This window comes from Paenibacillus sp. AGC31 (assembly GCF_057334655.1).
Map to the genome: position 1 here is coordinate 129,760 of NZ_JBHFJH010000050.1, position 26,515 is coordinate 156,274.

Here is a 26,515-nt window from a genome sequence, read left to right on the forward strand (position 1 = left end):
TGAAACAATTCACATTAATCGCGGCTCTGGGCACACAATGCTACGAATGAAGCAAGATGTTATGTGTCCAGAAATCCAAATTAGTGGAGGGATTACGATGTCGGTGATTGAAAAAGATGTCAAACAACAAACAGGCTGGAGAAACTTTACCAAAGGAACATGGACCAAATCCGTAGATGTGAATGATTTTCTGGCACACAACTTGTCTCCGTATTACGGTGACGAAGCATTTCTCGCAGGTGCAACCCAGAATACCAAAGAATTGTGGGATATCGTATCTGATCTGACCAAAAAAGAACGGGATAACGGCGGTGTCCTTGACGTTGATGTAAACACACCAGCGACTATTGTTTCTCACCAACCCGGTTATCTGGATCAATCCAAAGAGCAGATTGTCGGCGTTCAGACCGATGCTCCGTTCAAACGTTCCATTCAACCAACAGGCGGAATCCGGATGATGATTGATGCATGTGAAGCGTATGGCTTCGAATTGCCTCAAGGCGTCATTGATATATTTACAAACATTCGCAAAACACACAACCAAGGTGTATTCGATGCTTATACTTCCGATATGCGTGCAGCACGTAAAGCAGGGATTATTACAGGTCTGCCAGATGCTTACGGCCGTGGCCGGATTATCGGTGACTATCGTCGTGTAGCTTTGTACGGGGTAGACTTCTTGATTCGTAACAAAAAAGGTGAACTGAATGCACTCGAAGTTGATGTTATCGATGAAGATGTGATTCGTCTGCGGGAAGAATTGTCTGAGCAGATTCGTGCATTGCAAGAATTGAAACAATTGGGCGATATGCACGGGTTCGATATTTCCTTGCCAGCGACAACAGCAAAAGAAGCATTCCAATGGTTGTACTTCGGTTATCTCGCTGCAATCAAAGAACAAAACGGTGCTGCGATGTCACTGGGACGTGTATCTTCTTTCCTGGATATCTACATTGAACGTGACCTGCAAGAAGGCATTCTGTCCGAAGAACAAGCTCAGGAATTGGTTGACCATTTTGTAATGAAACTGCGGATTGTCAAATTCCTGCGTACACCGGATTACAACGAACTGTTCAGTGGAGATCCAACATGGGTGACTGAGTCCATCGGTGGCATGTCTGTGAATGGTGAAACACGTGTAACCAAAAACAGCTTCCGTTTCCTGCATACACTGCACAACTTGGGTCCTGCACCAGAACCAAACCTGACTGTACTATGGTCCACGAAACTTCCAGAAGCTTTCAAAGATTATTGCAGCAAAGTATCCATTGAAACCAGTTCAATCCAGTATGAAAATGATGATCTGATGCGTCCGATCTACGGTGACGATTACGGTATTGCATGCTGTGTGTCGGCTATGAAGATCGGAAAACAAATGCAATTCTTCGGCGCTCGTGCCAACCTGGCTAAAGCTCTCCTGTATGCGATCAACGGTGGTCGTGACGAGAAATCTGGAGCACAAGTTGGACCAGAGTATCCTGCCATCACTAGCGAAGTACTGGATTACAATGAGGTTATGAAACGCTTCAAACCAATGATGGAGTGGCTGGCGAAGCTGTACATGAACACCCTCAACGTCATTCACTACATGCATGATAAATACAGCTATGAGCGTATCGAAATGGCATTGCATGACCGTGACATTGTACGTACGATGGCTTGTGGTATCGCTGGTCTGTCGGTTACAGCAGATTCACTGAGTGCAATCAAATATGCCAAAGTAAAACCAATTCGTAATGAACAAGGCATCGCAGTTGATTTTGAAATCGAAGGAGACTTCCCTTGTTACGGTAACAATGAAGACAGCGTTGACAGCATTGCTGTTGAACTGGTCGAGAACTTCATGGGTATGATTCGCAAACACAAAGCTTACCGTAACGCAGTTCCAACACAATCTGTTCTGACGATCACTTCCAACGTGGTATACGGTAAGAAAACAGGGACTACACCGGATGGTCGTAAAGCAGGTGAACCATTTGCTCCAGGCGCAAACCCAATGCATGGTCGTGACAAAAAAGGTGCACTGGCATCCCTTGGCTCTGTAGCCAAATTGCCTTATGAACACAGTCTTGATGGTATTTCCAACACCTTCTCCATCGTGCCAAAAGCATTGGGTAAAGAGGAGACTACACGTAAATCCAATCTGACTGCGATGATGGACGGTTACTTTGGTCAAAACGCTCATCACCTGAACGTTAACGTATTTGATCGTCAGCAATTGATTGATGCGATGGATCACCCGGAAAACTATCCACAATTGACTATACGGGTATCCGGATATGCGGTTAACTTCATTAAACTGACTCGTGAACAACAGTTGGATGTCATCAACCGTACGTTCCATGGCTCGATGTAATTAATTTGCAAGTAGAAAACCGCTAGAGCAAGATATTCCAAATCATATTAAACGCACAGCGGATGCGGATACAGAAAGGAAGAGGCAGCATGGTTAAAGGACATATTCATTCACTCGAAACTTTCGGGACGGTTGACGGCCCAGGCATCCGCTTTGTGCTTTTTATGCAAGGATGTCTACTCAAATGTCAATATTGCCACAACCCTGATACATGGGCGCTGGATGGCGGAAAAGAAATGACGCTTGAGGAGGTACTGGCTGAAATTGAGCCTTACCTGTCTTACTACCGCAGCTCCGGAGGCGGACTCACGATATCTGGTGGAGAACCAACGTTACAGGCTCACTTTGTAGCCGAAATCTTCAAGGAAGTGAAGCGGCGCTGGGGATTGCATACGACACTGGACAGCAACGGGTTTAACGAACCGGAACGGATTCACGATCTGTTGGATCACACGGACCTGGTTCTGTTGGACCTCAAGCATATTGATGATGAGAAACATATCAAGTTGACAGGCAAATCCAACGAGAGAACGTTGAAAACAGCCAAGTGGTTATCGGAGCAAGGTCGGAAAATGTGGATACGCCACGTGTATGTGCCTGGTATTCATAACGAGGAAGAGGATCTGCTTAACCTCGGACGGTTTATCGGAACATTGAATGGCGTCGAAAAGTTCGAAATTCTTCCATACCATCAGATGGGGATCTACAAATGGGAAGCGCTCGGTAAAGTATATCCACTGGATGGTGTTCCTTCACCAAGTGAAGAAGAAGTGGAGCGGGCGTATCGCCTGATCGAACAAGGTCGCCAGGAAACGGCTGACGTGGCTTGTTCAGGTAAGTAACTACAGTTATATACAGGATCTATATAATTTGAACTAATTTTTTACACGAGAACGAAGAGGACAGAAATAAGCTGAAGAAGCGGAGCGTTCGCCTTTATCCCCAGATTTTCACCTTTGTAAAAGTGAATTAAAAATAATCTGGGGATAACAGCGATCGGAAGGTTGTTCTGTCATCGGAGTGGCAAGTGTAATTATTTTTAAGTTCAACTTATATTTCAACCCAAGCAGTCCTTGCGAACATGTTTCGCTGGGGCTGTTTTTTTGCTGTTATTCATTGTAAATGCAAGATTATTGGTCCAGTGAAGGATTTTATCCCTCCATTGATGAATTGTCATCCTTACGATGTAAGCTCCGGCTTTTTATAATCAGAGTGTAAAGCCAAATGCTCAATATCTTGAGGAGGGTCAACCAGATGAAAAAAAGAATGACATTACTTCTTTCATTATTGCTTATCACTTCATGGACTTTGGCGGGATGTGCAAGCTCAAGTAACGAGCCACAGCAAGGCGCAGGCAATACACCTGTGGAGGAAACAAGTAAGGAACCGGTTGAAATGCTTCTCCGCCACACGCAGGTGGGAGCCGACAAACAGAAAAGACTGGCCATTCTGCAGGATGTTGTGGACAAAGTTGAAGGTGAGATACCCAATCTGACCTTTACGCTGGATGGTGTCGAATCCGATGTGAATCGTAAGGAAAAGCTTCGCGGAGAGATGGCGGCAGGTAACCCGCCGGATATATTTGAACTGTTCGGTAGCCCGGATTCCAAAGTTTATGCCAAGGAAGGTATGCTGCTTGATCTGACCCCAATCCTGCAAGAGCTGGGCATTCAGGACCAGTTTACATCCCTTGAACCGTTTAAGTATGAAGGCAAAGTATATGGACTGCCGATTGGCGGTTCGGGCGAAGGTTTTTTCTATAATAAAGAGTACTTCGAACAAAAAGGATGGAAAGCCCCAACCACCATGGCTGAACTGGACAATATACTGGCCGAGATCAAGGCCGATGGCAAAGTGCCACTTGCTTCCGCATCCAAGGCAGGCTGGGTTCCGCTCATGTTAACCAACCACCTGTGGTCCCGATATGCCGGGCCGGATATTACCGCAAAGTTTGCAACAGGTGAAGCGAAATGGACCGACCCGGGTGTCGTGCAAGGTTTTGCCAAGCATAAGGAATGGGTCGATAAGGGTTACTTCAAAAAAGGTGAGCTGGGCTTCGAGTATGCCGAATATACCACGCAATTTACGAGCGGCGAAGCAATATTAATGTATGACGGAACATGGAAATCATCTGTATTCAAGGAAGGTCAGAGTGGCGAATCACTCATTGGCAAGGTTGGATTCTTCAATATGCCTCCGGTAGAGAACGGAGCAGGCGATCAGACGTCATTGATGCGTGATGTGAACAATGGATACGGTTTCTCCGCATCCGTGGCAGACGATCCGCAGAAGCTGGAAGCAGTGAAAGCTTTTATCAAAAATTTCTACAATGAAGATATGCAGATCCGCGGCCTTGTGGAAGACGGTGTGTTGCCGGCCATGAAGCTGGATGAGAAAGTGCTGACAGATAGCATTACCGATGATCTGATGAAAGAAATTGTGGCCGTGCTTAATGCGTCCAAGACGTCGTTCCCGGCATTTGATGCACTCGTTCAGGCCGATGTGACGACAGAGATCAGCAATCTGCAGATTCAGAAGTTGATTGGTGGTCAGACCACGCCAGAGAAAATGGCAGAAGAGCTGCAAAAGGTGCAAGAGGAAGCAAACGCTTCCGTGGAATAAACCAATTCAAGTCGAAACTGCGATCGTTGAAGTGACTGAAGGAGGCTGACTATGAATACTTCACTCCGCAGCCCGTTAATCTATACGTTGTTTGTAATGCCAGCCCTAATTCTGTTTGTGATGTTCTTTCTATACCCTATCGGTAGCTCTCTGTATTACAGTCTGACGAGTTGGAATGGGGTATCGGCTGACCCACGTTTTGTAGGTTTATCCAACTATGTGAAGGCACTGACCGATGAACGGTTCTGGATATCCACACGGAATAACGGCTTTTTCATCGGATTTTCGGTACTGATTCAGGTACCCCTAATCGTCCTGTTCTCGCTTCTGATTGCCAATGTGAAAAGGCTAAAAGGTCTGTATAAAACAGCTGTTTTTTTACCATCCATTATGTCGACAGCCGTTATCGGTATCTTATGGGGATTCATCTATGAGCCCAATATCGGACTATTAAACAAAATGCTTCATGTGCTGGGAATCGATCCAATCTACTGGTTATCGGATAACCGATTTGCCATGTTGTCCATCTTGGTGACCAATGCCTGGCAGTGGACGGGATTTTACATTGTCATGGTGTTGGCGGCCATACTGGCGATTCCCCGTGATCTGGATGAAGCGGCTGCCATTGATGGGGCAACGGCAGTACAACGTGCAATGCGAATTACGTTGCCGCTGATTCGGCCGATCATTTCGGTGGTGATCATGTTGTCCATTGCAGGTGCCATGAAAGCAGCCGACATCGTGATTGTCATGACCAAAGGTGGGCCCGCCGGGTCCACCGAGGTTCTGGCAACATACATGATCAAATATGCAATTACCAACTTCAAATATGGTTATGGCAATACCATTGCAGTGCTGATCTTTGCTCTGACGCTTGTGCTCACTGCGGTGTATCAACTGCTGGTGGCGAGACGGGGCGAGAGGGTGGAATATTGATGGCGAAAAGCATAAAAAGCAGTATACCTCATGTGTTGTTAATGTTGTATTTGATCGCGATTTTGTTTCCCTTTTTATTTGTAATTTTCTCTTCCTTCAAGCAGGATAACAATGAAATCGCCCTGAATCCATTCGGTCTGCCTACTACATGGGAGTTTAACAATTACGTGGAGGCTTGGGTGAGTGCCAAGATTGGTACGTATTTCTGGAACAGCCTGTACATTTCGGTTTTATCATCGGCGTGTACGATTGCCCTCGGCGCCATGTTTGCTTTTGCCGTAACCCGGATGAGACACCGGAGATGGAGCCTGTTTCTGTACAGTTTAATTCTGGCGGGTATGCTTATTCCTAACAATGCACTTATGCTGCCGATTTATCTGCTTGTTCGCAAAATGGGCATATTGGATACACATCTGGCATTGATCGTGCCCTATGTGGCCAATGCGATCCCGTTTACAATTATTATCCTGGCGGCTTTTATGCGTTCTCTGCCTGGAGAAATTGAGGAAGCGGCTGTCATGGACGGCTTGAGGGCCCCGGGTATCTTTGCTAAAATAGTGATACCTCTTACGGTTCCGGCTATTGTTACCGTTTTTATCGTTAATTTCCTCGCCAACTGGAACGAATTTTTACTCGCCAACTATTTTTTATCCACCGATAAATTGCGTACGCTGCCAGTGGGCATGGTCCAGTTTCGGGATCAATATCAGATGAACTATGCCCAGATGTCGGCAGGTATTGTATACAGTGTTGTACCTGTACTTGTGATCTACGCTATACTCCAGGAGAAAATTATAGAAGGAGTAACTGCAGGTGGTGTCAAAGGTTAATACCATGAACCAGTGAATAGGGAGAACGGGATATGAACTTGCGAATGAAGCTGGCCTTGGCATTTCTGCTGCTGATTATTGTACCGATGTGTGCGCTGGGCATTGGCATGTTTCTGGTCACATCACATACGATTGAGAAAAAATACAATCAACAGGCCGAATATGCGCTTCAGGCCATCAGCTACAATATCGAGAATGTATTTCAGCAGATTAACAATGTGACCGATAATGGGATAGCGACCTCGGTTTTTCAAATGGCGTTGAACGCCAAAGATCCGACCAAGCAGGATCTGGGGACCGGTAATCAGTTATCCCTGAATGCCAGCCAGCGCAATTTCCGTTCCCTTCTATATAATTATCCGTTCATCAGTTATGCCTTTTTATATGATTTGCGTTCGTCCGAGAACAACCAGATTGTCTCCATCTTCACCAAAGAAAATTTTCAAGCCCTTCCTTTTCAGCAATTCAAAGTGCATCCCTTATTTAACGAAATTCAGCAACTTAATGGTGTGCCCAAATGGCTCGCACCTCTGGAATATCCCGAATTAACCGGGGTAGAGCCTGTCTTCACCCAGATCAGACTGATCAAAGAACTCAGTTATTTTCAAAATATCGGCGTGCTTGTTGTTCAGATCAAAAAAGGAGAGATCGACCGGATCTTCCGTCACCTGCAAATCAGCGATTCGGCACAGGATACATCATTCCTGTTAATTAATGAAGAAGGACTGATCGTTTATGATCCTGCAGGGATTTACAACGGTGAGAACATGCAAAACCTTGGTGCTGAATCCGGCAGTTACGGTCCCGGTTTTAGCAGTGTCAGAACGGTCTTTGACGGCAAGGAGAGCATCCTTTCGCAATATCATCTGAAGAACTATAACTGGAGCCTCGTCAGTGTGACTTCATGGGAAGCTTTATCTGCGGAAACCAATGCCTTTGCCGGTTGGTCTGTCATCATTATTCTGTTATGTCTGCTCGCAGCAATGATCTTTAATCTTTTTTTCATGAATCGCATTACGGGGAACATTGCTGTACTTGTAAGGTTTATGCGTCGTGTGGATGATGGTGATTTTAATGCAAGGGTGGAAGGAAAAGGGTTCGATGAAATGCAGCTGCTTGCGCAAGGGTTCAATGAACTATTGGATCGAATCGGGGGATTATTCCGTCGTGTTCGTGCAGAGCAAGAGCAGAAGGCCCAAGCGGAACTACGTGTATTACAGGCCCAGATCAAACCTCATTTTCTGTTTAACACATTGGAATCCATTAATGGATTAGCGCTGCGTGGGGAGGGCCGTAAAGTAAGCGAGATGGTGACCAGACTTGGCAATATGCTTCGTATCAGCATTCAGGATCAGGAGGAGATTCCGCTGGGTGAGGAAATCAGACATTTGCAAAGTTATCTGGAGATTCAACAGTACAGGTTCAGTGATTTGTTCACCTATGAGATTGACATTCCACCCCATCTATACAGCTCAATCCTGCTCAAGCTTACCCTCCAGCCTCTGGTGGAAAATAGCATTCAACACGGGTTTGAGGGGATCACCTATCCAGGTGTACTACGGATAAGCGCATATGCAGAACGGGATTATCTGGTGTTATGTGTTGAGGATAATGGGATCGGTATTCCCCAGGAAATGCTCGCACGATTTGAGTATATGGCAGAAGATCCGCCGGAAGATATGCTCGCGGAAGGGGCGGAATCATTGTCGTCCATAACGGAACGCAGGGGATTGGGATTACGAAGTGTGGCAGATCGAATTCGTATTCAATACGGGGCCGGGTATGGCATATTTATATGTTCAGCACCGGGGTATGGCACAGTTATTCGATGTATCATTCCATTATATGAGCAGGAGGAAGCCGGATGAATCTGACTGCAATGCTGGTTGACGATGAGCTGCCGATTTTGGAGAATCTGAACTACATTTTACCCTGGGAAGAGATGGGGATTGAAATCACAGGTACAGCGAGAAGTGGTGTAGAAGCGCTGGGGAAAGTAACAGAAAGTCATCCAGACATTCTCTTGTGTGATATTCGGATGCCGTCTATGGATGGATTGGAACTTATTCGTTTACTGCGAGAGCAGGGTGAAACGTGTGAGATTATTTTGCTGACCGGTTATCAGCAGTTTGAATATGCTCGAACCGCTATCAAGTATAACGTACATGAATACATATGTAAGCCAATTGATTATTTGAATCTGGAACATAAACTGCGTGAGCTTGCCGGGCAGATCCAGAAGAGACGTCTGGAAAACGAATCGCAACGTTATCGCAACCAAGAGATGGAAAGCTGGATCAGACACAAACAGTTGATTGACCTGTTGCGAGGAGAAGCACCATTGAAGGTTGCCTATCCTGCCTCTGTTCCTGAATTCATAACAACTACTGCACCGTATACGTTGCTGCTGGTGGATGCAGTCGGTTATTTTCGCCATTCGATCGGCTGGTCCGAACTTCAGCATCAACGATGGCATGAGACCGTAAGTTCCACACTTAGGGAAGTAGCGGAGAGAATTAGGGGGAACTGTCAGATTCTTTCGACCCGCAAAGGGGAGTGGTGCATCCTGCTGGAGGCATCGGGGGAGTGGAAACGTCGCTCAGAGGATCTGGCCCATCAACTGTGTCTCGAATTAAATGAGATATTATCCCTGGATTCAAATGTGAAGGTTAGGGTTGTTCAGGATGCTGTGCCCGTGAACTTGGAAAGTCAAATTCTGGAGCGATTCCGGCATTGTCAAAAAATACTGATGTCCCATTCGGAAAGTGAAGACGGGGTGTTAAAGGCGAGTTGTCCCGAAAACACATTATCGTATGATCATACGGCCTCCAAAGGGGCTAACTCATGGATTACAAGAGAAGATCTGGAGCTTGTTACTCGGTGGATTCGGCAAGGGAACAAGCAGGGGTTAAGTGATGTATTGGATCGGCTTAAACAGCGAATGGGGAATTCAGGACAATCCTTCAACAGGATAGATGAAACCAATCTTCGGTTTATGCTTGTACACATGCTTCGGGAACTGCGTGAAGTACAGGCCCTCGCTGAAGATCACGAAGTGAATTATTGGAATGCACTGCAAGGGGCTGTATCCATGAGGGAACTCCTTGAACTTGCAGAGGTTGTTACCCATGCCTGTCAGGGCAAACAAACGCAGCCACGTCCTTCTGTATCGGAACTGATCCTGTCTGCATGTGAGTATATGGATGCACGGCTGCAACAGGACTTGGGAATAGATGAAGTCTCAGATTGGCTCGGAATCAGCCCGGGTTACTTTTGCCAGCTATTTAAAACTCAAATGGGTGTTACTTTTGTAGAATACATGACGCAGAAACGGATGGAAAGTGCTGCTTTATTGTTGAGTACAACCGAATGGAGCATTACAGCGATTGGGGAAGCCACAGGGTTCAAGGAGCGCCGTTACTTCTCCAAGGTGTTTCATAAACACTTCCACATGAAACCCTCCGAGTACAGGCAGAGTAAAAGATTGGGTTCGTAGTGGCAAGGGAAACGGGAGGAGAGGTCAAATGAAACTCTTGAATGATCTGACATTGGAGCAAAAGGTAGGCCAATTGTTGATGTGTGGATTTCACAGTCAGCACGCAGATGAACAGATTACTCGCTTAATCCGTGACTATCACGTCGGAGGTGTCATTTATTTCCGGCGCAATGTCGAAAGTGTAGATCAATTGACACGGCTGTCCGCTGAACTGCAAGATATGGCTGCTGAAGCGGGGGTCCTACCACTCATGATTTCGGTGGACCAGGAAGGTGGCATGGTTGCACGGATTGACAAAGAGGGAATGACCCAAGTGCCGGGTAATATGGCACTTGGTGCGACAGGCAATCCGGAATATACCCTAGAGTGTGCTCAAATTCTGGGTCGTGAGCTAAAAAGCATTGGTATTGATATGAACCTTGCGCCAGTGGTCGACGTGAATAACAACCCGCTTAACCCGGTTATCGGTGTGCGTTCGTATGGTGAACATGCTGAAAGTGTGGCCGCTCATGGCGTAGCAGCCATCACCGGATATCAATCACAGGGCATAGCTGCTACTGCCAAACATTTTCCGGGACACGGAGATACCGCCGTAGATTCTCATCTTGGTATGGTTACGGTACCTCATGATCGAAACAGGCTGGAACAGATGGAGTTGTTACCGTTCCGCAAGGCGATTGAGGCCGGAGTTGATGCTATTATGACAGCTCATGTGATGTTCCCTTCGATTGAGCCCGAGCCCATTCCGGCAACATTGTCACATAAGGTGTTAACGGGTCTGCTACGTGAGGAAATGGGTTTTGAAGGCATTATTATTACAGACTGTCTTGAAATGCATGCGATATCCAAGCCATATGGGGTAGCTGAAGCTGCCGTTCGTGCTGTGGAAGCAGGAGCAGATCTGATTCTGGTGAGTCATACCTTACAAGATCAGGTTGCTGCGCTGGAAGCCATTGTGGAAGCAGTTCGAACGGGGCGCATTTCGGAAGAGGTTATTCATCAGGCGGTTGAACGCATTATGACATGGAAAAGAAAGCGCTGTGGGCAGCAGAATGATCATCTTGTTTCGCCGAAAGCGAGTGAAACGGTCGAAGCAAGCGATGTTGAACCTGTTAATTGCACTGAATCCACTAAACCGACTGAGCCCAACGAATTGACGTTGTTCAAGATTTCTTCAAGCAGTATTACCATCGTTCATAATGATGGGCTGCTGCCGTTGATCCCAGAGAAGGACGTATATGTCATCTGGCCTGAGGTTGTGCAACGGACAGAGGTGGATGAACCATGGTCCCATACAGAATCGTTGGGTATGGCGCTATCGCAGCTGCGAGGCAGAGTTCATGAGCGTAAAATAACGACTCAGCCTTCATATGAGGAAGTAGATCGCATATGGAAGGATGTGTCGAATCGTGAACAAGTTATCGTATGTACGTACACATCGGCAGGTCAACTTCCGAAAGGGCAACAGTATTTGGTTGAAAAGCTTAGTAAGAATCATTCCCTGATTGTAATTGCTTTGCGCAATCCATATGATCTGCTGGAGATTTCGAGGCCGGGAAGTTATGTGTGTACGTATGAAAATACACCTGCAGTTGTTCGGGCCCTGTCCCATGTGTTAACCGGAGGACTGCAGCCAACAGGAAGTCTACCTGTCCGTTTGCGCTAGGCCTATTCAATCCTTACATCTCTCTGCGATATGGTGCTGATTGACCATCTCCCGGAGAGATTTTTTTGTTGAAATTTTATATTGGTTAATTTTGGGATATGAATGCCAAAAAGATAATGGATAGATAACTATTTTCATAGTATTTTCCTTCTATTAAAAGTTTACAATTCTCCTCTTAACTTTTTAGCAACTTTTCCCGGTTCCAAGCGTCTAATAATATGACTTTTTGAGGGGGATATTTATAAAATGGGAGCAGAAGGAGCCAAAGACAAAGAATGAATTTGAAGAAGAAATTGTCCATACTTACCGCTTTTGCTGTGTTTCAGGCGTTTGCAGTGATTCCTGCCAATGCACAATCAGCAGATCAGAGCGATACTACATCAGTGAATACAGCCAAAGTTAAATCCGTGGAGGTTGTGAAGAAAGAACAAACCATCGCGGAATCCGAAGTGAAATCCGGAACAAACACGCCAACATCAAATAATGAAACAACTGAAGAAGTGAACCCTGAGACAGATGTTCCTACAGGAACAGACGCGACTCCTGTTGAGCCGGTAATTGAACCTACGGACGAAGAAGGTACAGCTGAGGAAACACCAGCACCTGCACCAGTAGAAGTGGAGCAACCATCTACAGGCGGTTCATCTGTTGCTGGAGGCGGGGGTGGAGACCTCACTCTTTATATGAACAGTAATAAAATGATGCAAGATGGCAAAACATATCTTGCTGGACAGCCAATGGCTGTTAAAAATGGTGTATCCTATGTAGCGATCCGTGCTCTCGTTGATCGGGTTGGCTATGATGTAAAATATGATAACACAACCAAAGAAACGATCATTATTAGTGGTGAAGATGAGCTGCGTTTCAAAACAAACAGCAAGATATATACCGTTAATGGTGTGTCCAGAACGATGAAGGGCGCGGCTTATCAACAAAGAAATACGTTCATGGTGCCGTTGACTTCAATTACACAGGCTCTGGACATTACGTATAAAGTAAATCAATCTGCCAAAACGGTTGTATTGAATCTGAGTACCAAACCGGTGGCAAGCTTCACGGTACAAAAAGAGGTCTTTGCCGGAGATCAGGTAACCTACACAACCAGATCCAGCTCTCCCAAGGGACTCAGCATTGTAGATGAGCGTTGGACAGGCCGTCAGGATTCATTCGACCAACCAGGTGTATACACAGTAACCTATGCGGTCCAGGATTCGAGTGGTCAATGGAGCGATCCGTATTCGGTTACGATTAAGGTTGAAAGACCGAATCTGCCTCCTGTCGCGATGTTTACGACAGATAAAGAAGAATACAAAATGGGTGAGAAAATCACTTATATTGATCAAAGCACAGATGATGAGAATGCAATTGTTAAAACCGAATGGGATAACAATGCACTTGCATTCTTTGTTCCAGGACCGAAGACCGTAACGATTACAGTTACCGATAAACATGGTGCTAGCGATAGCTATACCAAGATGATCAATATTACGGGAGAAACACTTTATAGTGTGACTGACTTCAATCAATTGTTCACACCAGTCGGTGAAAAGTTCACTTTTGACGGTGGTGGTGTACCGGCATTGGAGAAAGTACCTTTCACTTATTATGATGAACCAAGTCTGCTGATCCGTAGTAACAGCCCGGAAACCGTGAATACGGAAGGTATTGTGTACAAGGAATCTTCCTTTGGACAGACACGCTTCATGATTCACCATGTGAACAACACGGGCAAAAGCGTAAAAATGTATGTTGTAGCGACAAACAACAATGCATACACGGCGTCCATTGACCAGCAAAACATGGGCTTTGCAGGACCGTCTCCTTTTGCAACGGTAGCTGGAAAGCTGTCCATTGACCGTTGGTTCCAATCCATGCAGAATGGTACCGGACAAAAGAAAGTGTACATCCAGCCAGGAGAAAGCAAGCTGATTCTCAATGATCTGAGCGTTCTTCCGATGAAACAGGGACAAGTCATTTCCTTGTATTCCGACGTATTCAGTGATTATGAACTGGATTACAACATTATCATGATCGAAGAAAACAAGGACCCGATGGAAGTGTTGTCGAGCCTGCCGGTTCTGGATCGTGATGGTGTTCACAACCGCGGAACGTACCCGAATGCAACACGGATCATTACGTATGATCAGGAAATAGGATCGAAGCCTGCACGTCTTCCACTTGGAGACAATGCAAGTGATCCAAACCTTGTGGGAACGGACCCTATGGCTTTCACAGAAGCTTCCAACGCAGGTAACTTCGGTGTATTGTACAAAATTACATTGAATAATGTTGCTCCGCGCACATTGATTTCATTCAACCCTCGTGGGGGCAGATACTCAGGTGTTGCACTCGTGAACGGACAGGTTGTTCAGATTTCCACAGGTAAATCTGTAACTGCGCCTAATGAGCAAAGCGTTATGTATCGCACAGGTTCGTACGGCGAGAGTGTAACTATTCTCTTCTCTGCGGCACCAGGAAGTAACTTGCCTGTTAACCTGCTGTTCACGCCGCTTCCGGCTGAAAAGTAATAACATGAACATGCACGGACGGTTTGGAGTGAAAGCTTATATCATATATACCCGTTCACCCCAAAAGTCGCCCGAACGATTGATCATCTGAACCGTCAGGAAGGGACTCCATCAAAATGTAATGTCATTAGCTCAAGCTGGACTAATGGCAATGCATGTGCATGGAGTCCTTTTTATGTGATGTTGGAATGACCTAACCCGGTGTCTTCGTTGACTCTAATCGTAATTTGATGCATTATTAGAGGTATACAAGAAAGCAAAAGTTTTCGCTTTTGCTGAATAAACTGTCGCTCTATGAATGATGCAAAATGCTCGTATGACAGGAGGTGCTTTAGATCATGCTGTCGACAGAACAGATTATTTCGACCATGTCCTCACAGGGGCTTCGCATTACCGATCAGCGGAAAACACTGGCCCGGTTATTTGCCGAGTCCCCCGGGTATCTTACACCCAAGGACGTCTATGAATATATGGGTAAAACTTACAGCGGACTGAGTTTTGACACAGTATATCGTAATTTGCGGGTGATGCAGGAACTGGGTGTACTGGAACAGGTCATCTTCGAAGATGGCGTTAAATTCAAAGCACACTGTAGTGAAGATCATCATCACCATCATATGATCTGTCTGAAGTGTCAGAAGACATATCCTATTATTTTTTGCCCGATGCAGCTTGCGGATGCGCCTGAGCAATTTCAGGTTGTGGACCACAAGTTTGAGGTATTTGGATATTGCAAGGACTGTGCTGAGCATGCCCCGGCCAAAGCTGCATCGGGACATCAACACGCTCATGGGAAGCACTGACCATGAAGTTATCGCGCAGAATTGCTCAGGCACCCATTCGGGTGTACCGCAACTATATCTCTCCATTAACACCGCCAACATGTCGGTTCTATCCGAGCTGTTCGGCTTACGCCATGGAGGCGATTGAAGTGCACGGTGCGCTCAAAGGCTCGTTGTTAACAGCGAAACGTATCGCCAAATGTCACCCGTTTCATCCAGGTGGTGTAGATCTGGTGCCACCAAAGGCGGAGAAATCCATGATGGTATCGGAGTAACGATGTAGCCTGAAGTGTTCCGGTGGCCTGGAAGCAGGCCAGGCTTGAACTTGAGGATGCTGTCCACTTGACAAAGGGGTCCGCATTTCAGTATATTTTTCCTATATGATTTCCAGTGAAGGGATAAGTACAGACACACCCCCAGTGCAGAGAGCCGGATGAGCTGAGAACCGGTCTGGGAGGAGGATGGAATATGGTCCCAGAGGAACCTCTTTCGAGCGTGCAGACAGTGATTTCAGAGCTGCTGTCGTAAGGCGGAGGCGTGATCCAGCGTTAATGGGCGGTCGAAGGACCGACAGAGCCTGTGTTTTGTGAAAAACATGGGGAATTTGGGTGGTAACACGTGAGAGCAACTCTCGTCCCATAGGGGCGGGAGTTTTTTGTGTTCTTTTTTAGTTGTTTTGGACGAAGGGATCACATGAAGCAGGAACATTAGAAGGAGGAGAAGTCATTCATGGCTGACCAAAAAACATTTTATCTGACAACCCCGATTTATTATCCGAGTGACAAATTGCATATTGGGCATGCGTATACAACAGTGGCGGGAGATGCGATGGTTCGTTACAAGCGTCTACGCGGGTATGATGCCCACTATCTGACAGGAACCGATGAACATGGCCAGAAGATTGAGCGCAAGGCACAAGAGAAAGGGCAGACACCGCAAGCTTTTATCGACGATATCGTTGTGGGGATCAAGGAACTGTGGAACAAGTTGGACATTTCCAATGACGACTTTATTCGTACAACCGAAGAGCGTCACAAAACCGTCGTTCAGGATATCTTTGACCGTTTGCTGAAACAGGGAGATATCTACAAAGGTGAGTACGAAGGCTGGTACAGTATTCCGGATGAGACGTATTACACGGAGACTCAACTGGTGGATGTAGAGAAAAATGAGAAGGGTGAGATTATCTCGGCCAAGAGCCCGGATAGCGGACACCCGGTGGAATTGGTCAAAGAAGAATCCTACTTCTTCCGTATGAGCAAATATGCAGATCGTTTGTTGAAATATTATGAAGAGAACCCGGGCTTTATTCAGCCGGAATCCCGTAAGAACGAGATGATCAACAACTTCATCAAGCCAGGTCTTGAAGATTTGGCCGTATCGCGGACTACATTTGAATGGGGCGTCAAAGTTAAAGGCGATCCAAAACACGTGGTCTACGTGTGGATTGATGCGTTGTCCAACTATATTACAGCACTGGGCTACGGTTCATCCGATACATCCCTGTATAACAAGTTCTGGCCTGCAGATGTTCATCTGGTAGGGAAAGAAATTGTTCGTTTCCATACGATCTACTGGCCAATTATGTTGATGGCGCTGGACTTGCCTTTGCCGAAGAAAGTGTTTGCGCACGGCTGGTTGTTAATGAAGGATGGCAAAATGTCCAAATCAAAAGGTAATGTCGTTGATCCGGTGACCCTGATCGACCGCTACGGTCTGGATGCATTGCGTTATTACCTGCTGCGTGAAGTGCCGTTTGGTTCTGATGGTACGTTTACGCCGGAGAGCTTCGTAGAACGTGTCAACTCCGACCTCGCGAACGATCTGGGTAACTTGTTGAATCGTACAGTTGCGATGGTAGACAAATATTTTGAAGGCAAAGCCCCTGCGTTTGCATCGAATGTAACGGAATTTGATGCTTCGCTGGAAGAAGCAGGCCATGCTACAGTGGAAAAAGTGGAACAGGCCATGGAAAACCTGCAGTTTTCTGTAGCACTGACAGCGATCAGCCAGTTTGTCAGCCGCACCAACAAATATATTGATGAGACGCAGCCATGGGCGCTGGCTCGTGATGAAGCAAAACGCGATGAATTGGCATCCGTTATGGCCCACCTGATCGAAAGCTTGAGAATTGCTTCCATTCTGTTGCAACCGTTCCTGACACGTGCTCCTCATAAAATCTGGGCACAGCTCGGCATTCAGGAAGGTGAACTTACGGCTTGGGACACAGCCAAGCAATGGGGTCTGGTTCCAACTGGAAACGCATTGCAAAAAGGTGATCCAATCTTCCCGCGTCTGGATTCCGAACAGGAAATTGCTTATATCTCTGAAGCAATGACTGGTGGCCAAAAAGCGGCACAGCCTGAAGCAAGTCAAGCAGATGCTGGAACTTCAGCATCTGTTGAACCGGTAACAGCCCCTGAAGGTACGGAAGAGATCGGGATTGACGATTTTGCCAAAGTTGAACTGCGTGTCGCGCAAGTCATTGCCTGCGAACCGGTCAAAAAAGCGGATAAGTTGCTGAAATTGCAGCTAGATCTGGGTTATGAGCAGCGTCAGGTCGTATCGGGAATTGCGAAGTTCTATTCGCCAGAAGAGATGGTTGGACGCAAAGTCATCTGTGTGACGAACCTCAAACCCGTGAAACTTCGTGGTGAACTGTCCCAGGGTATGATCCTTGCAGCATCGCATGGCGACCAGCTTACACTTGCTACAGTACCAGACAACATGCCTAATGGCGCACAAGTGAAATAAGAATTGAGTTATGAAATTTATTCAAATTCTGTCATAAAAATGACACAAGGTGGCCCGATGTAATTCGAGCCCCTTTTTTTGTTGATATAAATCGCATCTTAAGGGAAGAGAACAAGCATATACTGTTATGAACTCCGTACTTCAGGAAAGAATGATAGGACGGGATAGCTTGACAAGTAGGTTCAGGTTACCTATAATTCTTTCAGTAATGTTTACGATTAAGAGATGCGGAGTGAATCATAATGACATTTTATAAAGATCAACATCAAGTTCAGGATAACCGGACAGGGAAGACGAGCAAAAGAGGCAACATGAAGTTAATGTGGACGGGTTTGCTTATTCTCACTTTGCTGGTATTGTCAGCGTGTGGGCAGGATAGTTCCAATAGTGCGAAGATTGTGGAAGGCAAGGTAAACGTTGTGACGACATTTTATCCTGTATATGCTTTTACGACTGCCATCGGTGGTGAGGATGCCAATGTCATTAACCTGCTGCCAACGGGAGTAGAGCCGCATGACTGGACTCCGAAGAGTCAGGATATTGTTAATACGTCCAAGGCACAGCTGTTTTTCTATAATGGAGCTGGACTGGAAGGATGGGTGCCAAATTTCCTGAAGTCGCTGAATAGTGATACTCAGGTGAAGTCTGTTGCCGTCAGCGAAGGGGTTAAGCTGTTAACCGCTGAGGGTGATGATGGGCACGGTCACGGCGAAGAGCACGAAGACGAGCATGCAGATGAACATACAGATGAGGCTACCAGTGAAGATGTCGCTGATCATCATATTGATCCACATACGTGGGTTAGTCCGAAATCAGCCATGATCATGGCTGAAAACATCAAAAATAGTCTGGTCGAGGCAGATCCTGATCACAAAGCAGGTTACGAACAACGTTATGAAGCGCTTCGTACGAAGCTTGAGACACTGGATCAGCGTTTCACAGATGAGTTGGCTACCGTACCGAACAACGAAATTGTAGTCTCGCACCAAGCGTTTGGCTACCTTGCACGTGATTATGGATTAACCCAGCATGCCATTATGGGACTTTCCCCGGATGCTGAACCGACAGGACAGGATATTGTGAAGCTTGCGCAATTGGTTAAAGATGAAGGTATCAAATATATTTTCTTCGAAGAGCTGGTATCTGACAAATTGGCGAAAACACTGGCAAGTGAAGCAGGAGTGGAGACCATGGTCCTTAATCCGGTTGAGGGATTGACCAAGGAGCAGGCAACAAACGGGGATGATTATTTCACCCTCATGGAGAAAAATTTGCAAAATCTGCTGATCGCATTAAAATAAGATAGAATGAAGGATTCAGATCGAAGAGTCTTTACCGTTCGCGGTGAAGGCTCTTAGAACGCTATGGGATTCTTATATATAATGAAGGGCGGCTTTGCCATGCAGCAAATCATGCCACTATGTCATGATCCAATTATAGAGATCGAGAAACTATCATTTTCCTACGGGGACCAGCGAGTGATTGAGAATCTCGATTTTATGGCCCAGGAACGGGACTTTGTCGGGATTATCGGTTCCAATGGGGCGGGTAAAACGACATTGCTGCGCATGCTGGTAGGACTTCTTCCTCCTGCGCAGGGAGATATCAAACTATTCGGAGAGTCGATCCGCAGGTTCAAGGACTGGGACCGAATCGGGTATGTACCGCAAAAGAATGCATTTAACCCGTTGTTCCCTGCGACCGTTCGTGAAGTGGTCATGTCAGGCTTGTATAATAACAAAAACATGTTCCGTCGTATGTCTCGCAAATGTCAGCAACAGTGCACGGATGCGATGCAGGTCATGCGGATCGAGGATCTGGCGAACAAACGTATTGGTCAATTGTCCGGCGGGCAGCAGCAGCGTGTATTTTTGGCACGAGCGCTTATCAATCACCCGGATCTATTGATTCTGGATGAACCTACTGTAGGTATTGATGCTGAATCACAGGCCAGTTTCTTTGAACTGATTACCCATATGCATGAACATCACCGCATGACTTTTCTGATGGTGTCTCATGATATGGATCGAATGGAGAGTTATCTGGGTTCTGAAGCTGCGGTAACGAATGGCAAAATTAACTTCCATGTCCGTCATTCGCATGAGGTACAGGATTGTGCTGAGACCAATCTGCAACATACCACTGCACAGGTACGCTAGCCGTATTTATGGCCCATTAGATTAGAGTAAGGCCGAAGGAGTCGTGTTTGTTTTGGAAATATTAATGAGTGATTTTTTTCAGCGTGCCCTGGCGGGTGGGTTGTTAATTGGCATTACCGCTCCGTTAATCGGACTGTTCCTGGTCTTGCGGCGGTTATCCATGATCGGAGACACCTTGTCTCATGTGACCATTGCCGGTGTTGCACTTGGATTCCTGATTGAAGTGTATCCCATTGCAGTGGGCTTGATATTTGCCGTGCTTGCTTCATTTGCGATAGAGAAATTGCGCAAAGCGTACAAGAGTTACGCCGAATTATCGATTGCCATTATCATGTCCGGTGGCGTGGCTCTTGCTTCCTTGTTCTTTACGCTGGGCAAAGGATATAATGCAGATGTCATGAGTTATTTATTCGGCAGTATTTATACATTAGACGCTACGGATCTGAAGCTTGTAGGTGTGGTTACGCTGATCGTGGTGATTGTAGTGGCATTGTTACATAAGGAATTTTTCCTGCTCAGCTTTGAGGAAGATGCGGCAGCGGTTACAGGGTTGCCTGTGAGAATTCTGAACATGTTAATCACGGTGATGACAGCACTTGTCATAAGCACGGCGATCAAGATTGTTGGTGCGCTTCTGGTGTCAGCGCTATTGACCATTCCCGTAGCGGTCAGCCTGTTGATGGCTCGAAGTTTCAAATCCGCCATTATTTTGTCCGTGGTTATCGGCGAAATTGCCGTAGTCCTTGGACTGGTTGTAGCAGGTATCTGGAACCTCGCACCTGGAGCAACGATTGTATTATTGCTGATCATGATGCTGATTCTGACGATGATTGGAAAAAAAGGGTTCCGAGCCTGACGACTGAACGAGCAAGCACGTGAGCCCGGGGAAGGGAGACATCCGCTTCATGCCTGATGTTAATGTATGGATGGCTTTTGTAGCAGGTTTGGTCTCATTTATATCACCATGTTGTCTTCCGCTGTATCCATCATACCTCTCCTACATTACAGGTATGACGGTGCAGCAATTGAAGGATGACCGCAATCAGCGTGAAGTCCGCTTTAAGACCATGACGCATACGCTGGCGTTTATTTTAGGCTTCTCGGCAGTATTTTATTCGCTTGGCCTTGGTGCTGGACTGTTTGGCCAATTTTTCAATGATAACCGTGAATTGATTCGTCAATTGTCTGCGATTCTGATTATGCTCATGGGGTTGTTTTTGCTTGGTGTGTTCAAGCCGCAGTTTCTGATGAAGGAACGCAAGCTGGATATGAAATGGAAACCAGCAGGCTATCTGGGCTCTTTTATATTTGGTATTGGTTTCTCAGCAGGATGGTCGCCTTGTATTGGTCCCATTCTAACAGCGATCATTGCGATGGCTGCGAGTGAGCCCACAACCTGGCTGGCGCTGATTACAGGTTATACGGCAGGGTTTGCCATACCGTTCTTCATTTTGGCGTTTTTCATTGGTTCGACACGCTGGATCTTACGGTATTCCAATGTCATGATGAAAGTCGGCGGAGCATTAATGTTGTTCCTTGGGGTATTGCTTTTTACAGATCAGATGACGAAGATTACCATCTGGTTGCAGCAGATTACACCAGACTGGATGATTATTTAAACGGATGAACTGAATTCGAGTATTATTATGTATGGCATAGCAGGCTACATGTTACCAGAGACACTCTGGGTCATGTAACCTGCTTTTTAATCGTTTGTTAGAAATGCATATACTAGCATATCATTATAAGCAGTCCTGTTTTTCGTTTAGGTGAAGTAATCAATATTGGCTAGTGGAAAATGTTCAAAGATCCGTTCCGTAATGAACTCCCGCAGCGCATCTTGCTGGTCATCCTTATAAACATACTTGTACTGACCCCAACGGCCCCATTTCATCTTGCGTTTCTCGATATCCATCTCCAGCTTGGTTTTGGGATAACGTTTCTCAATGGTTGCTTTGGCCGTTTTGGTAAAACGGTGCTGGATCATCTCAAAGGTAAGATCCCTAGTTGCTTCCTCTGGGAGCGTATCTGCCAGCTTTTGCAACAGATCCGAGTATCCTTCTTCCCAGCCTTCATACCACATAATCGGAGCGATAATGAATCCCAGGGGATAACCGGCGTGTGCAATTTTGCCAGCAGCTTCAATGCGTTCCTCAAATCTGGAGGTAGCCGGTTCAAAGTTTTTGATGACATAATCCGAATTGACACTAAACCGGATACGGGTGTGGCCGTTATGTTTAAGGTTCAGCAACGGATCAACGTGATGATATTTGGTTACGAAGCGCAAGCGCCCATATTCTTCTTCAGCCATAAAACGGATCAAGTCACTTAAATTCTCCGTGATATGCTCCAGTCCTACGGGATCGGATGTACAGGCAGCTTCAAATCGTGTGATTTCAGGCGCCCGTTCTTCGATGTATCCTTTTGCAGCCTGAATGATCTCCTCGGTATTGACATAGACACGGACATAAGGTTTTGCACCAAGAGTAGTTTGAAGATAACAATAATGGCAGTGCCCCATACAGCCTGTAGAGATGGGAATGGCATATTCCGCTGAAGGTTTCGACTGGTCGAACTTAAGTGTTTTGCGCACACCAACGACAAGAGTACGCTTTGCCATCCGATATTTTTCTTGTTCGGTTTCACCCGGCAAGTTTGTGATACGGTTATGGGATGTGGTCATTTGATAAGGGATGTTTTTGGATGTGACCCATTCCATAATCCGTTTGCCTTTATCATATTCCAACGCACCGGGTTCAAAATACACCAAATCGGGAATAAAGGGTTTAGTGCCTTTTGCTTTACGAACTGGCGGTGAGGCTACACTTGTACTCACGAAATCACTCCTTTCGATGCGGAACTTTGTTTAGTTTGCCTCGTATGGGGAGAAGTCACGCCTGCCAATTACTTGTGTAACAGCGCGCTCTGAACTGTGCAGGACTTGCCAATGCGTATTGATAACATGTATCATTATAAGATAGGGACCAGGCACGAATAGGGGCCGGTCAGAGAGAAAAGAGGGAAGCAGATGCCAACGCCCAGTATGGAAGATTATTTGGAGCGTATATACAAATTAATTGATGAAAAGGGCTATGCTCGTGTGTCTGATATAGCTGAAGGACTGGAAGTACATCCTTCATCGGTGACGAAGATGATCCAAAAGCTGGACAAAGACGAGTACCTGATCTATGAAAAGTACCGCGGACTGGTGCTTACGCCAAAAGGCAAAAAGATGGGCAAACGTTTGATGGAGCGCCATCATCTGCTTGAACAATTTTTGACAACGATTGGTGTTCAGGAACAAAATATCTACAATGATGTTGAAGGCATTGAACATCATCTGAGCTGGGACTCCATTACATGCATCGAGTCCTTGGTTGAATACTTCCGTCAGGATGAGAGCCGGTTGCGTGACCTCAAAAACCTTCAGGACGTCATGAGTAATACGGAGTCTTAAGTTTTTTGCAGTGGAATACACATGGTGGTATACAATGAATCGTATCCCGTGATCAAAGGATGCTTCTTGCCGTTTCAATGGCAGGAAGCATTTTTTTGTGTGCAATCACACCAAAATTTGGTGATTTTCGCAACTAAACGAACGGTAGGAGCGTCTATTAAACTAGTAGAATTTACCGCAAATTTATAATGATTTTGGAGGACTGCACTAATGAACGTTCGTAAAGGATTGATGCTGCTGCTCATTTTTGTACTTGGATTACAGACAGCAGGTATGACGGCACAAGCGGCCGGGCAGAAGGAAATCGCTATTTTTCTAGACGGCAACCGTTTGGAATCGGATGTATCACCCTACATCTTGCCCAAAGTAAATGTAACGATGGTGCCTCTGCGTGTTATTAGCGAAGGACTGGGTGCGTCTGTTTTATGGTCTCAAGCTACTCGTACCGTGACCATTAAGAAATCCGATTCGGTCATCTCTATGACGAGCGGACGCCAGCAGGCGACGGTGGATAACGCAGTAGTTGGTCTGGATGCATCGGTCGAATTGAAACAGGGTCGGGTCATGGTACCCATTCGATTCGTCAGTGAGAACCTGGGCATTCGAGTGAACTGGAATCAGTCTGCCCAGACCATTGATCTGTACACAGGAGACGAATCAGTCCCAACTCCTGAACCAACCCCGGCAACCCCAGCGGAGCCTGGAGGTACGGGCACTGTACCAGCTTCTGAAGAGATGCGGGGAGCATGGATCTCCACTGTGAATGGAGACTGGCCTTCATCCGGAGCGAAGGGAAATGTGGAGAAGCAAAAGCAGGAGTACACGAAACAGCTCGATACGTTGCAAGGTATGGGCATTAATGCCGTATTCGTTCAAGTGAGAGCCAACGGGGATGCCATCTATCCTTCAGGTCTGGTACCTTGGAACAGCGTATTGACAGGAACACAAGGTAAAGATCCAGGTTATGATCCCCTCGCGTTTATGGTTGAGGAAGCACACAAACGAGGTCTGGAGTTCCACGCTTGGTTTAATCCGTTTAGAGCAACGAACTCAGCGAGTACATCAAACTTGGCTGCAAACCACATCTCGAAGCTTCATCCCGACTGGATTGTGAATGCATCCGGCAAATTGTACATTAACCCGGGTATCCCGGAAGCCAGACAGCATATTATCGATACGATCATGGAAGTGGTCAATCAGTATGATATTGATGGCGTACATCTGGATGATTATTTCTATCCGTCCAATGTGACTTTTAATGATGATGCAGCCTTCAAAACCTATAACACATTGAATACCAAAGACCGTGCTGAATGGCGTCGGGACAATATCAATCAGTTCGTTAAGCAGCTCGGACAGAGTATACACAGCGTGAAAGCTAACGTTGAATATGGAATTAGTCCATTTGGTGTATGGCGTAACAAATCCGTTGATCTGACAGGCTCTGATACCAAAGCAGGAGTAACCGCCTATGACAGCATGAATGCAGATGTGCGGACATGGATTAACCAGGAGTGGATCGACTATGTCGCTCCGCAGGTGTATTGGAGTATGACACTGAACGTAGCCCGTTACGACAAAGTCGTGGACTGGTGGGCGAATGAAGTGGCTAACACAAATGTAAAATTGTATATCGGTCACTCTCCTTATAAGTTAGGTACGCCGGAAATTGGCTGGCAGACTTCACAGGAGATCATCGATCAGCTGAACTACAACAAGAAGTATGGTTCGGTCAAAGGGGATATTTTCTTCAGTTCACAGTACCTGACGAAGAACCCTCTCGGCCTAATTGCCAAATTAAAAGCTTATTATGGTCTCTAAAACAATTTAACAATACGGTTATAAGACAAACCCTTGTTCTCATAGAGTGGCAGTAGAAACGTGGCTGCCTGGAGAACGGGGGTTTTGTTGTGTTAATTAACGCGGTGTTTGAAGGTGGAGGCGTCAAAGGGATCTCGCTTGCAGGCGCTGTGCAGGGTGCTCAAGACTGCGGCATTCAGTTCAATCGGGTGGCAGGCACATCATCCGGCTCCATTGTAGCTGCTCTGCTAGCGGCAGGTTACCGGGCTGAAGAGATGAAAGTCATTATTGAGAATACCCCCTTTGTTTCATTGCTGCGTCGTTCCCCCATATTTAATACCCGATGGATCGGACCGGCAGCAAGGCTGTTCTTGAAGAAAGGTTTGTATTCGGGGGAGGCGCTGGAATCATGGATTCGCAAGATGCTGGAGCAGAAAGGGATTCGCACATTTGCTGACTTGCCGCAAGGCAAGTTGCTTATTACGGCGTCCGATATATCCAATGGGACCATTCTGGTGCTGCCAGACGATATTCGGCGGTTCGGCATTGATCCTGCCAAGCTGGATGTTGCAAAAGCGGTACGTATGAGTTGCAGTATTCCATATTTTTTCGATCCGGTAGTCATACGCAAATCACCAGTATTCTCCAAAGGACTTCCTTTTCAAGATCAGTTCGTGTATGTCGTGGATGGTGGATTGCTTAGCAATTTTCCGTTGTGGCTCTTCGATGGTGATCGTTCGGAACGAGGAGGAGACGTTATTCCGGTTGTCGGATTCAAAATGGTGGGGAAGACGGAAGTGGAACCTGCCCGGATTAAAGGACCGCTAAGCATGCTTCAGGCCCTTGTGGAGACGATGCTCACAGCACATGATGAACGCTATATCGAACAGATTAACCGGTTTCGTACAGTGAAGATACCAACGCTTGGGATTAAACCAACGCAATTTCATTTATCGTTACAGGATAGCACGGCCTTATATCGATCAGGTGCAACCGCAGGGAACGAATTTTTCAACGGATGGAATATGAAAATGTATGATGAACAGCTGGACAAACAAAGAAAAGAATTGCGCAAGAAACAAGCAGAAGCTCCGCCTCTGATTCCTGTATAAACGTGAAAAAAGCAATT

General features: G+C 46.2%; 20 protein-coding genes. 19 read left to right on the top strand and 1 reads right to left on the bottom strand.

Going from position 1 to position 26,515, the window contains the following annotated elements:
• The first annotated feature begins 97 nt into the window (after nucleotides 1-97).
• The 16 genes from pflB to ACE04G_RS30605 all read left to right on the top strand — a co-directional run bounded on the left by pflB (nucleotide 98) and on the right by ACE04G_RS30605 (nucleotide 21,748).
• Nucleotides 98-2,356: a formate C-acetyltransferase gene (gene pflB, locus ACE04G_RS30530; RefSeq protein ID WP_237174528.1), complete on the top strand. Its 2,259-nt coding sequence runs from the start codon at nucleotides 98-100 to the stop codon at nucleotides 2,354-2,356.
• An 89-nt stretch (nucleotides 2,357-2,445) separates the two neighbouring features.
• On the top strand, nucleotides 2,446-3,198 hold the full coding sequence (gene pflA, locus ACE04G_RS30535; RefSeq protein ID WP_449005387.1) for a pyruvate formate-lyase-activating protein: 753 nt from the start codon (nucleotides 2,446-2,448) through the stop codon (nucleotides 3,196-3,198).
• 412 nt (nucleotides 3,199-3,610) lie between these two features.
• Nucleotides 3,611-4,978 carry an extracellular solute-binding protein gene (locus tag ACE04G_RS30540; protein WP_449005388.1) on the top strand — a complete coding sequence of 456 codons (1,368 nt, stop codon included), beginning with the start codon at nucleotides 3,611-3,613 and terminating at the stop codon, nucleotides 4,976-4,978.
• A gap of 51 nt (nucleotides 4,979-5,029) precedes the next feature.
• The gene (locus ACE04G_RS30545; RefSeq protein WP_449005389.1) at nucleotides 5,030-5,914 is read left to right on the top strand and encodes a carbohydrate ABC transporter permease; all 885 of its coding nucleotides are present in this window, start codon (nucleotides 5,030-5,032) and stop codon (nucleotides 5,912-5,914) included.
• The gene (locus tag ACE04G_RS30550; protein ID WP_449005390.1) at nucleotides 5,914-6,744 is read left to right on the top strand and encodes a carbohydrate ABC transporter permease; all 831 of its coding nucleotides are present in this window, start codon (nucleotides 5,914-5,916) and stop codon (nucleotides 6,742-6,744) included. The genes ACE04G_RS30545 and ACE04G_RS30550 overlap by 1 nt, the downstream gene beginning before the upstream one ends.
• A gap of 32 nt (nucleotides 6,745-6,776) precedes the next feature.
• On the top strand, nucleotides 6,777-8,612 hold the full coding sequence (locus ACE04G_RS30555; protein ID WP_449005391.1) for a cache domain-containing sensor histidine kinase: 1,836 nt from the start codon (nucleotides 6,777-6,779) through the stop codon (nucleotides 8,610-8,612).
• Nucleotides 8,609-10,240, top strand: a complete 1,632-nt coding sequence (locus tag ACE04G_RS30560) for a response regulator transcription factor (RefSeq protein ID WP_449005392.1) — start codon at nucleotides 8,609-8,611, stop codon at nucleotides 10,238-10,240. The genes ACE04G_RS30555 and ACE04G_RS30560 overlap by 4 nt, the downstream gene beginning before the upstream one ends.
• 28 nt (nucleotides 10,241-10,268) lie before the next feature.
• Nucleotides 10,269-11,906: a beta-N-acetylhexosaminidase gene (gene nagZ / locus ACE04G_RS30565; RefSeq protein ID WP_449005393.1), complete on the top strand. Its 1,638-nt coding sequence runs from the start codon at nucleotides 10,269-10,271 to the stop codon at nucleotides 11,904-11,906.
• A gap of 275 nt (nucleotides 11,907-12,181) precedes the next feature.
• On the top strand, nucleotides 12,182-14,434 hold the full coding sequence (locus ACE04G_RS30570) for a stalk domain-containing protein (RefSeq protein ID WP_449005394.1): 2,253 nt from the start codon (nucleotides 12,182-12,184) through the stop codon (nucleotides 14,432-14,434).
• Between the two features lie 338 nt (nucleotides 14,435-14,772).
• Nucleotides 14,773-15,237, top strand: coding sequence for a Fur family transcriptional regulator (locus ACE04G_RS30575; protein ID WP_074095707.1), 465 nt, complete (start codon nucleotides 14,773-14,775; stop codon nucleotides 15,235-15,237).
• Between the two features lie 2 nt (nucleotides 15,238-15,239).
• On the top strand, nucleotides 15,240-15,491 hold the full coding sequence (gene yidD / locus ACE04G_RS30580; RefSeq protein ID WP_017687565.1) for a membrane protein insertion efficiency factor YidD: 252 nt from the start codon (nucleotides 15,240-15,242) through the stop codon (nucleotides 15,489-15,491).
• 454 nt (nucleotides 15,492-15,945) lie between these two features.
• Nucleotides 15,946-17,970 carry a methionine--tRNA ligase gene (gene metG, locus ACE04G_RS30585; protein WP_449005395.1) on the top strand — a complete coding sequence of 675 codons (2,025 nt, stop codon included), beginning with the start codon at nucleotides 15,946-15,948 and terminating at the stop codon, nucleotides 17,968-17,970.
• A 242-nt stretch (nucleotides 17,971-18,212) separates the two neighbouring features.
• A complete protein-coding gene (locus ACE04G_RS30590; protein ID WP_397376268.1) occupies nucleotides 18,213-19,271 on the top strand; it encodes a metal ABC transporter substrate-binding protein in 1,059 nt (352 codons plus the stop codon).
• A gap of 99 nt (nucleotides 19,272-19,370) precedes the next feature.
• Nucleotides 19,371-20,129, top strand: coding sequence for a metal ABC transporter ATP-binding protein (locus ACE04G_RS30595; protein ID WP_100527644.1), 759 nt, complete (start codon nucleotides 19,371-19,373; stop codon nucleotides 20,127-20,129).
• Nucleotides 20,130-20,181: 52 nt separating this feature from the next.
• Nucleotides 20,182-20,985 carry a metal ABC transporter permease gene (locus ACE04G_RS30600; RefSeq protein ID WP_017687569.1) on the top strand — a complete coding sequence of 268 codons (804 nt, stop codon included), beginning with the start codon at nucleotides 20,182-20,184 and terminating at the stop codon, nucleotides 20,983-20,985.
• A gap of 49 nt (nucleotides 20,986-21,034) precedes the next feature.
• The gene (locus tag ACE04G_RS30605; RefSeq protein ID WP_036614418.1) at nucleotides 21,035-21,748 is read left to right on the top strand and encodes a cytochrome c biogenesis CcdA family protein; all 714 of its coding nucleotides are present in this window, start codon (nucleotides 21,035-21,037) and stop codon (nucleotides 21,746-21,748) included.
• Nucleotides 21,749-21,894: 146 nt separating this feature from the next.
• On the opposite strand, the gene splB is transcribed toward ACE04G_RS30605, so the two are convergent.
• On the bottom strand, nucleotides 21,895-22,965 hold the full coding sequence (gene splB / locus ACE04G_RS30610; RefSeq protein WP_221822155.1) for a spore photoproduct lyase: 1,071 nt from the start codon (nucleotides 22,963-22,965) through the stop codon (nucleotides 21,895-21,897).
• 192 nt (nucleotides 22,966-23,157) lie between these two features.
• Here splB and mntR point away from each other — a divergent pair, with 192 nt between their 5' ends.
• The 3 genes from mntR to ACE04G_RS30625 all read left to right on the top strand — a co-directional run bounded on the left by mntR (nucleotide 23,158) and on the right by ACE04G_RS30625 (nucleotide 26,498).
• A complete protein-coding gene (mntR, locus tag ACE04G_RS30615) occupies nucleotides 23,158-23,586 on the top strand; it encodes a transcriptional regulator MntR (RefSeq protein WP_036614415.1) in 429 nt (142 codons plus the stop codon).
• A gap of 210 nt (nucleotides 23,587-23,796) precedes the next feature.
• The gene (locus tag ACE04G_RS30620; protein WP_339304870.1) at nucleotides 23,797-25,407 is read left to right on the top strand and encodes a family 10 glycosylhydrolase; all 1,611 of its coding nucleotides are present in this window, start codon (nucleotides 23,797-23,799) and stop codon (nucleotides 25,405-25,407) included.
• Between the two features lie 89 nt (nucleotides 25,408-25,496).
• Complete coding sequence (locus ACE04G_RS30625) at nucleotides 25,497-26,498, top strand: patatin-like phospholipase family protein (protein WP_036614410.1); 1,002 nt, start codon at nucleotides 25,497-25,499, stop codon at nucleotides 26,496-26,498.
• Nucleotides 26,499-26,515 lie beyond the last annotated feature (17 nt).

Coding starts and splice junctions, on each gene's coding strand:
- ACE04G_RS30550 (WP_449005390.1), top strand. CDS start 5,914: ATGGCGAAAAGCATAAAAAGCAGTATACCTCATGTGTTGTTAATGTTG.
- metG (WP_449005395.1), top strand. CDS start 15,946: ATGGCTGACCAAAAAACATTTTATCTGACAACCCCGATTTATTATCCG.
- ACE04G_RS30590 (WP_397376268.1), top strand. CDS start 18,213: ATGACATTTTATAAAGATCAACATCAAGTTCAGGATAACCGGACAGGG.
- mntR (WP_036614415.1), top strand. CDS start 23,158: ATGCCAACGCCCAGTATGGAAGATTATTTGGAGCGTATATACAAATTA.
- ACE04G_RS30575 (WP_074095707.1), top strand. CDS start 14,773: ATGCTGTCGACAGAACAGATTATTTCGACCATGTCCTCACAGGGGCTT.
- nagZ (WP_449005393.1), top strand. CDS start 10,269: ATGAAACTCTTGAATGATCTGACATTGGAGCAAAAGGTAGGCCAATTG.
- pflA (WP_449005387.1), top strand. CDS start 2,446: ATGGTTAAAGGACATATTCATTCACTCGAAACTTTCGGGACGGTTGAC.
- yidD (WP_017687565.1), top strand. CDS start 15,240: ATGAAGTTATCGCGCAGAATTGCTCAGGCACCCATTCGGGTGTACCGC.
- ACE04G_RS30555 (WP_449005391.1), top strand. CDS start 6,777: ATGAACTTGCGAATGAAGCTGGCCTTGGCATTTCTGCTGCTGATTATT.
- ACE04G_RS30540 (WP_449005388.1), top strand. CDS start 3,611: ATGAAAAAAAGAATGACATTACTTCTTTCATTATTGCTTATCACTTCA.
- pflB (WP_237174528.1), top strand. CDS start 98: ATGTCGGTGATTGAAAAAGATGTCAAACAACAAACAGGCTGGAGAAAC.
- ACE04G_RS30570 (WP_449005394.1), top strand. CDS start 12,182: ATGAATTTGAAGAAGAAATTGTCCATACTTACCGCTTTTGCTGTGTTT.
- ACE04G_RS30545 (WP_449005389.1), top strand. CDS start 5,030: ATGAATACTTCACTCCGCAGCCCGTTAATCTATACGTTGTTTGTAATG.
- ACE04G_RS30620 (WP_339304870.1), top strand. CDS start 23,797: ATGAACGTTCGTAAAGGATTGATGCTGCTGCTCATTTTTGTACTTGGA.
- ACE04G_RS30595 (WP_100527644.1), top strand. CDS start 19,371: ATGCAGCAAATCATGCCACTATGTCATGATCCAATTATAGAGATCGAG.
- ACE04G_RS30605 (WP_036614418.1), top strand. CDS start 21,035: ATGCCTGATGTTAATGTATGGATGGCTTTTGTAGCAGGTTTGGTCTCA.
- ACE04G_RS30560 (WP_449005392.1), top strand. CDS start 8,609: ATGAATCTGACTGCAATGCTGGTTGACGATGAGCTGCCGATTTTGGAG.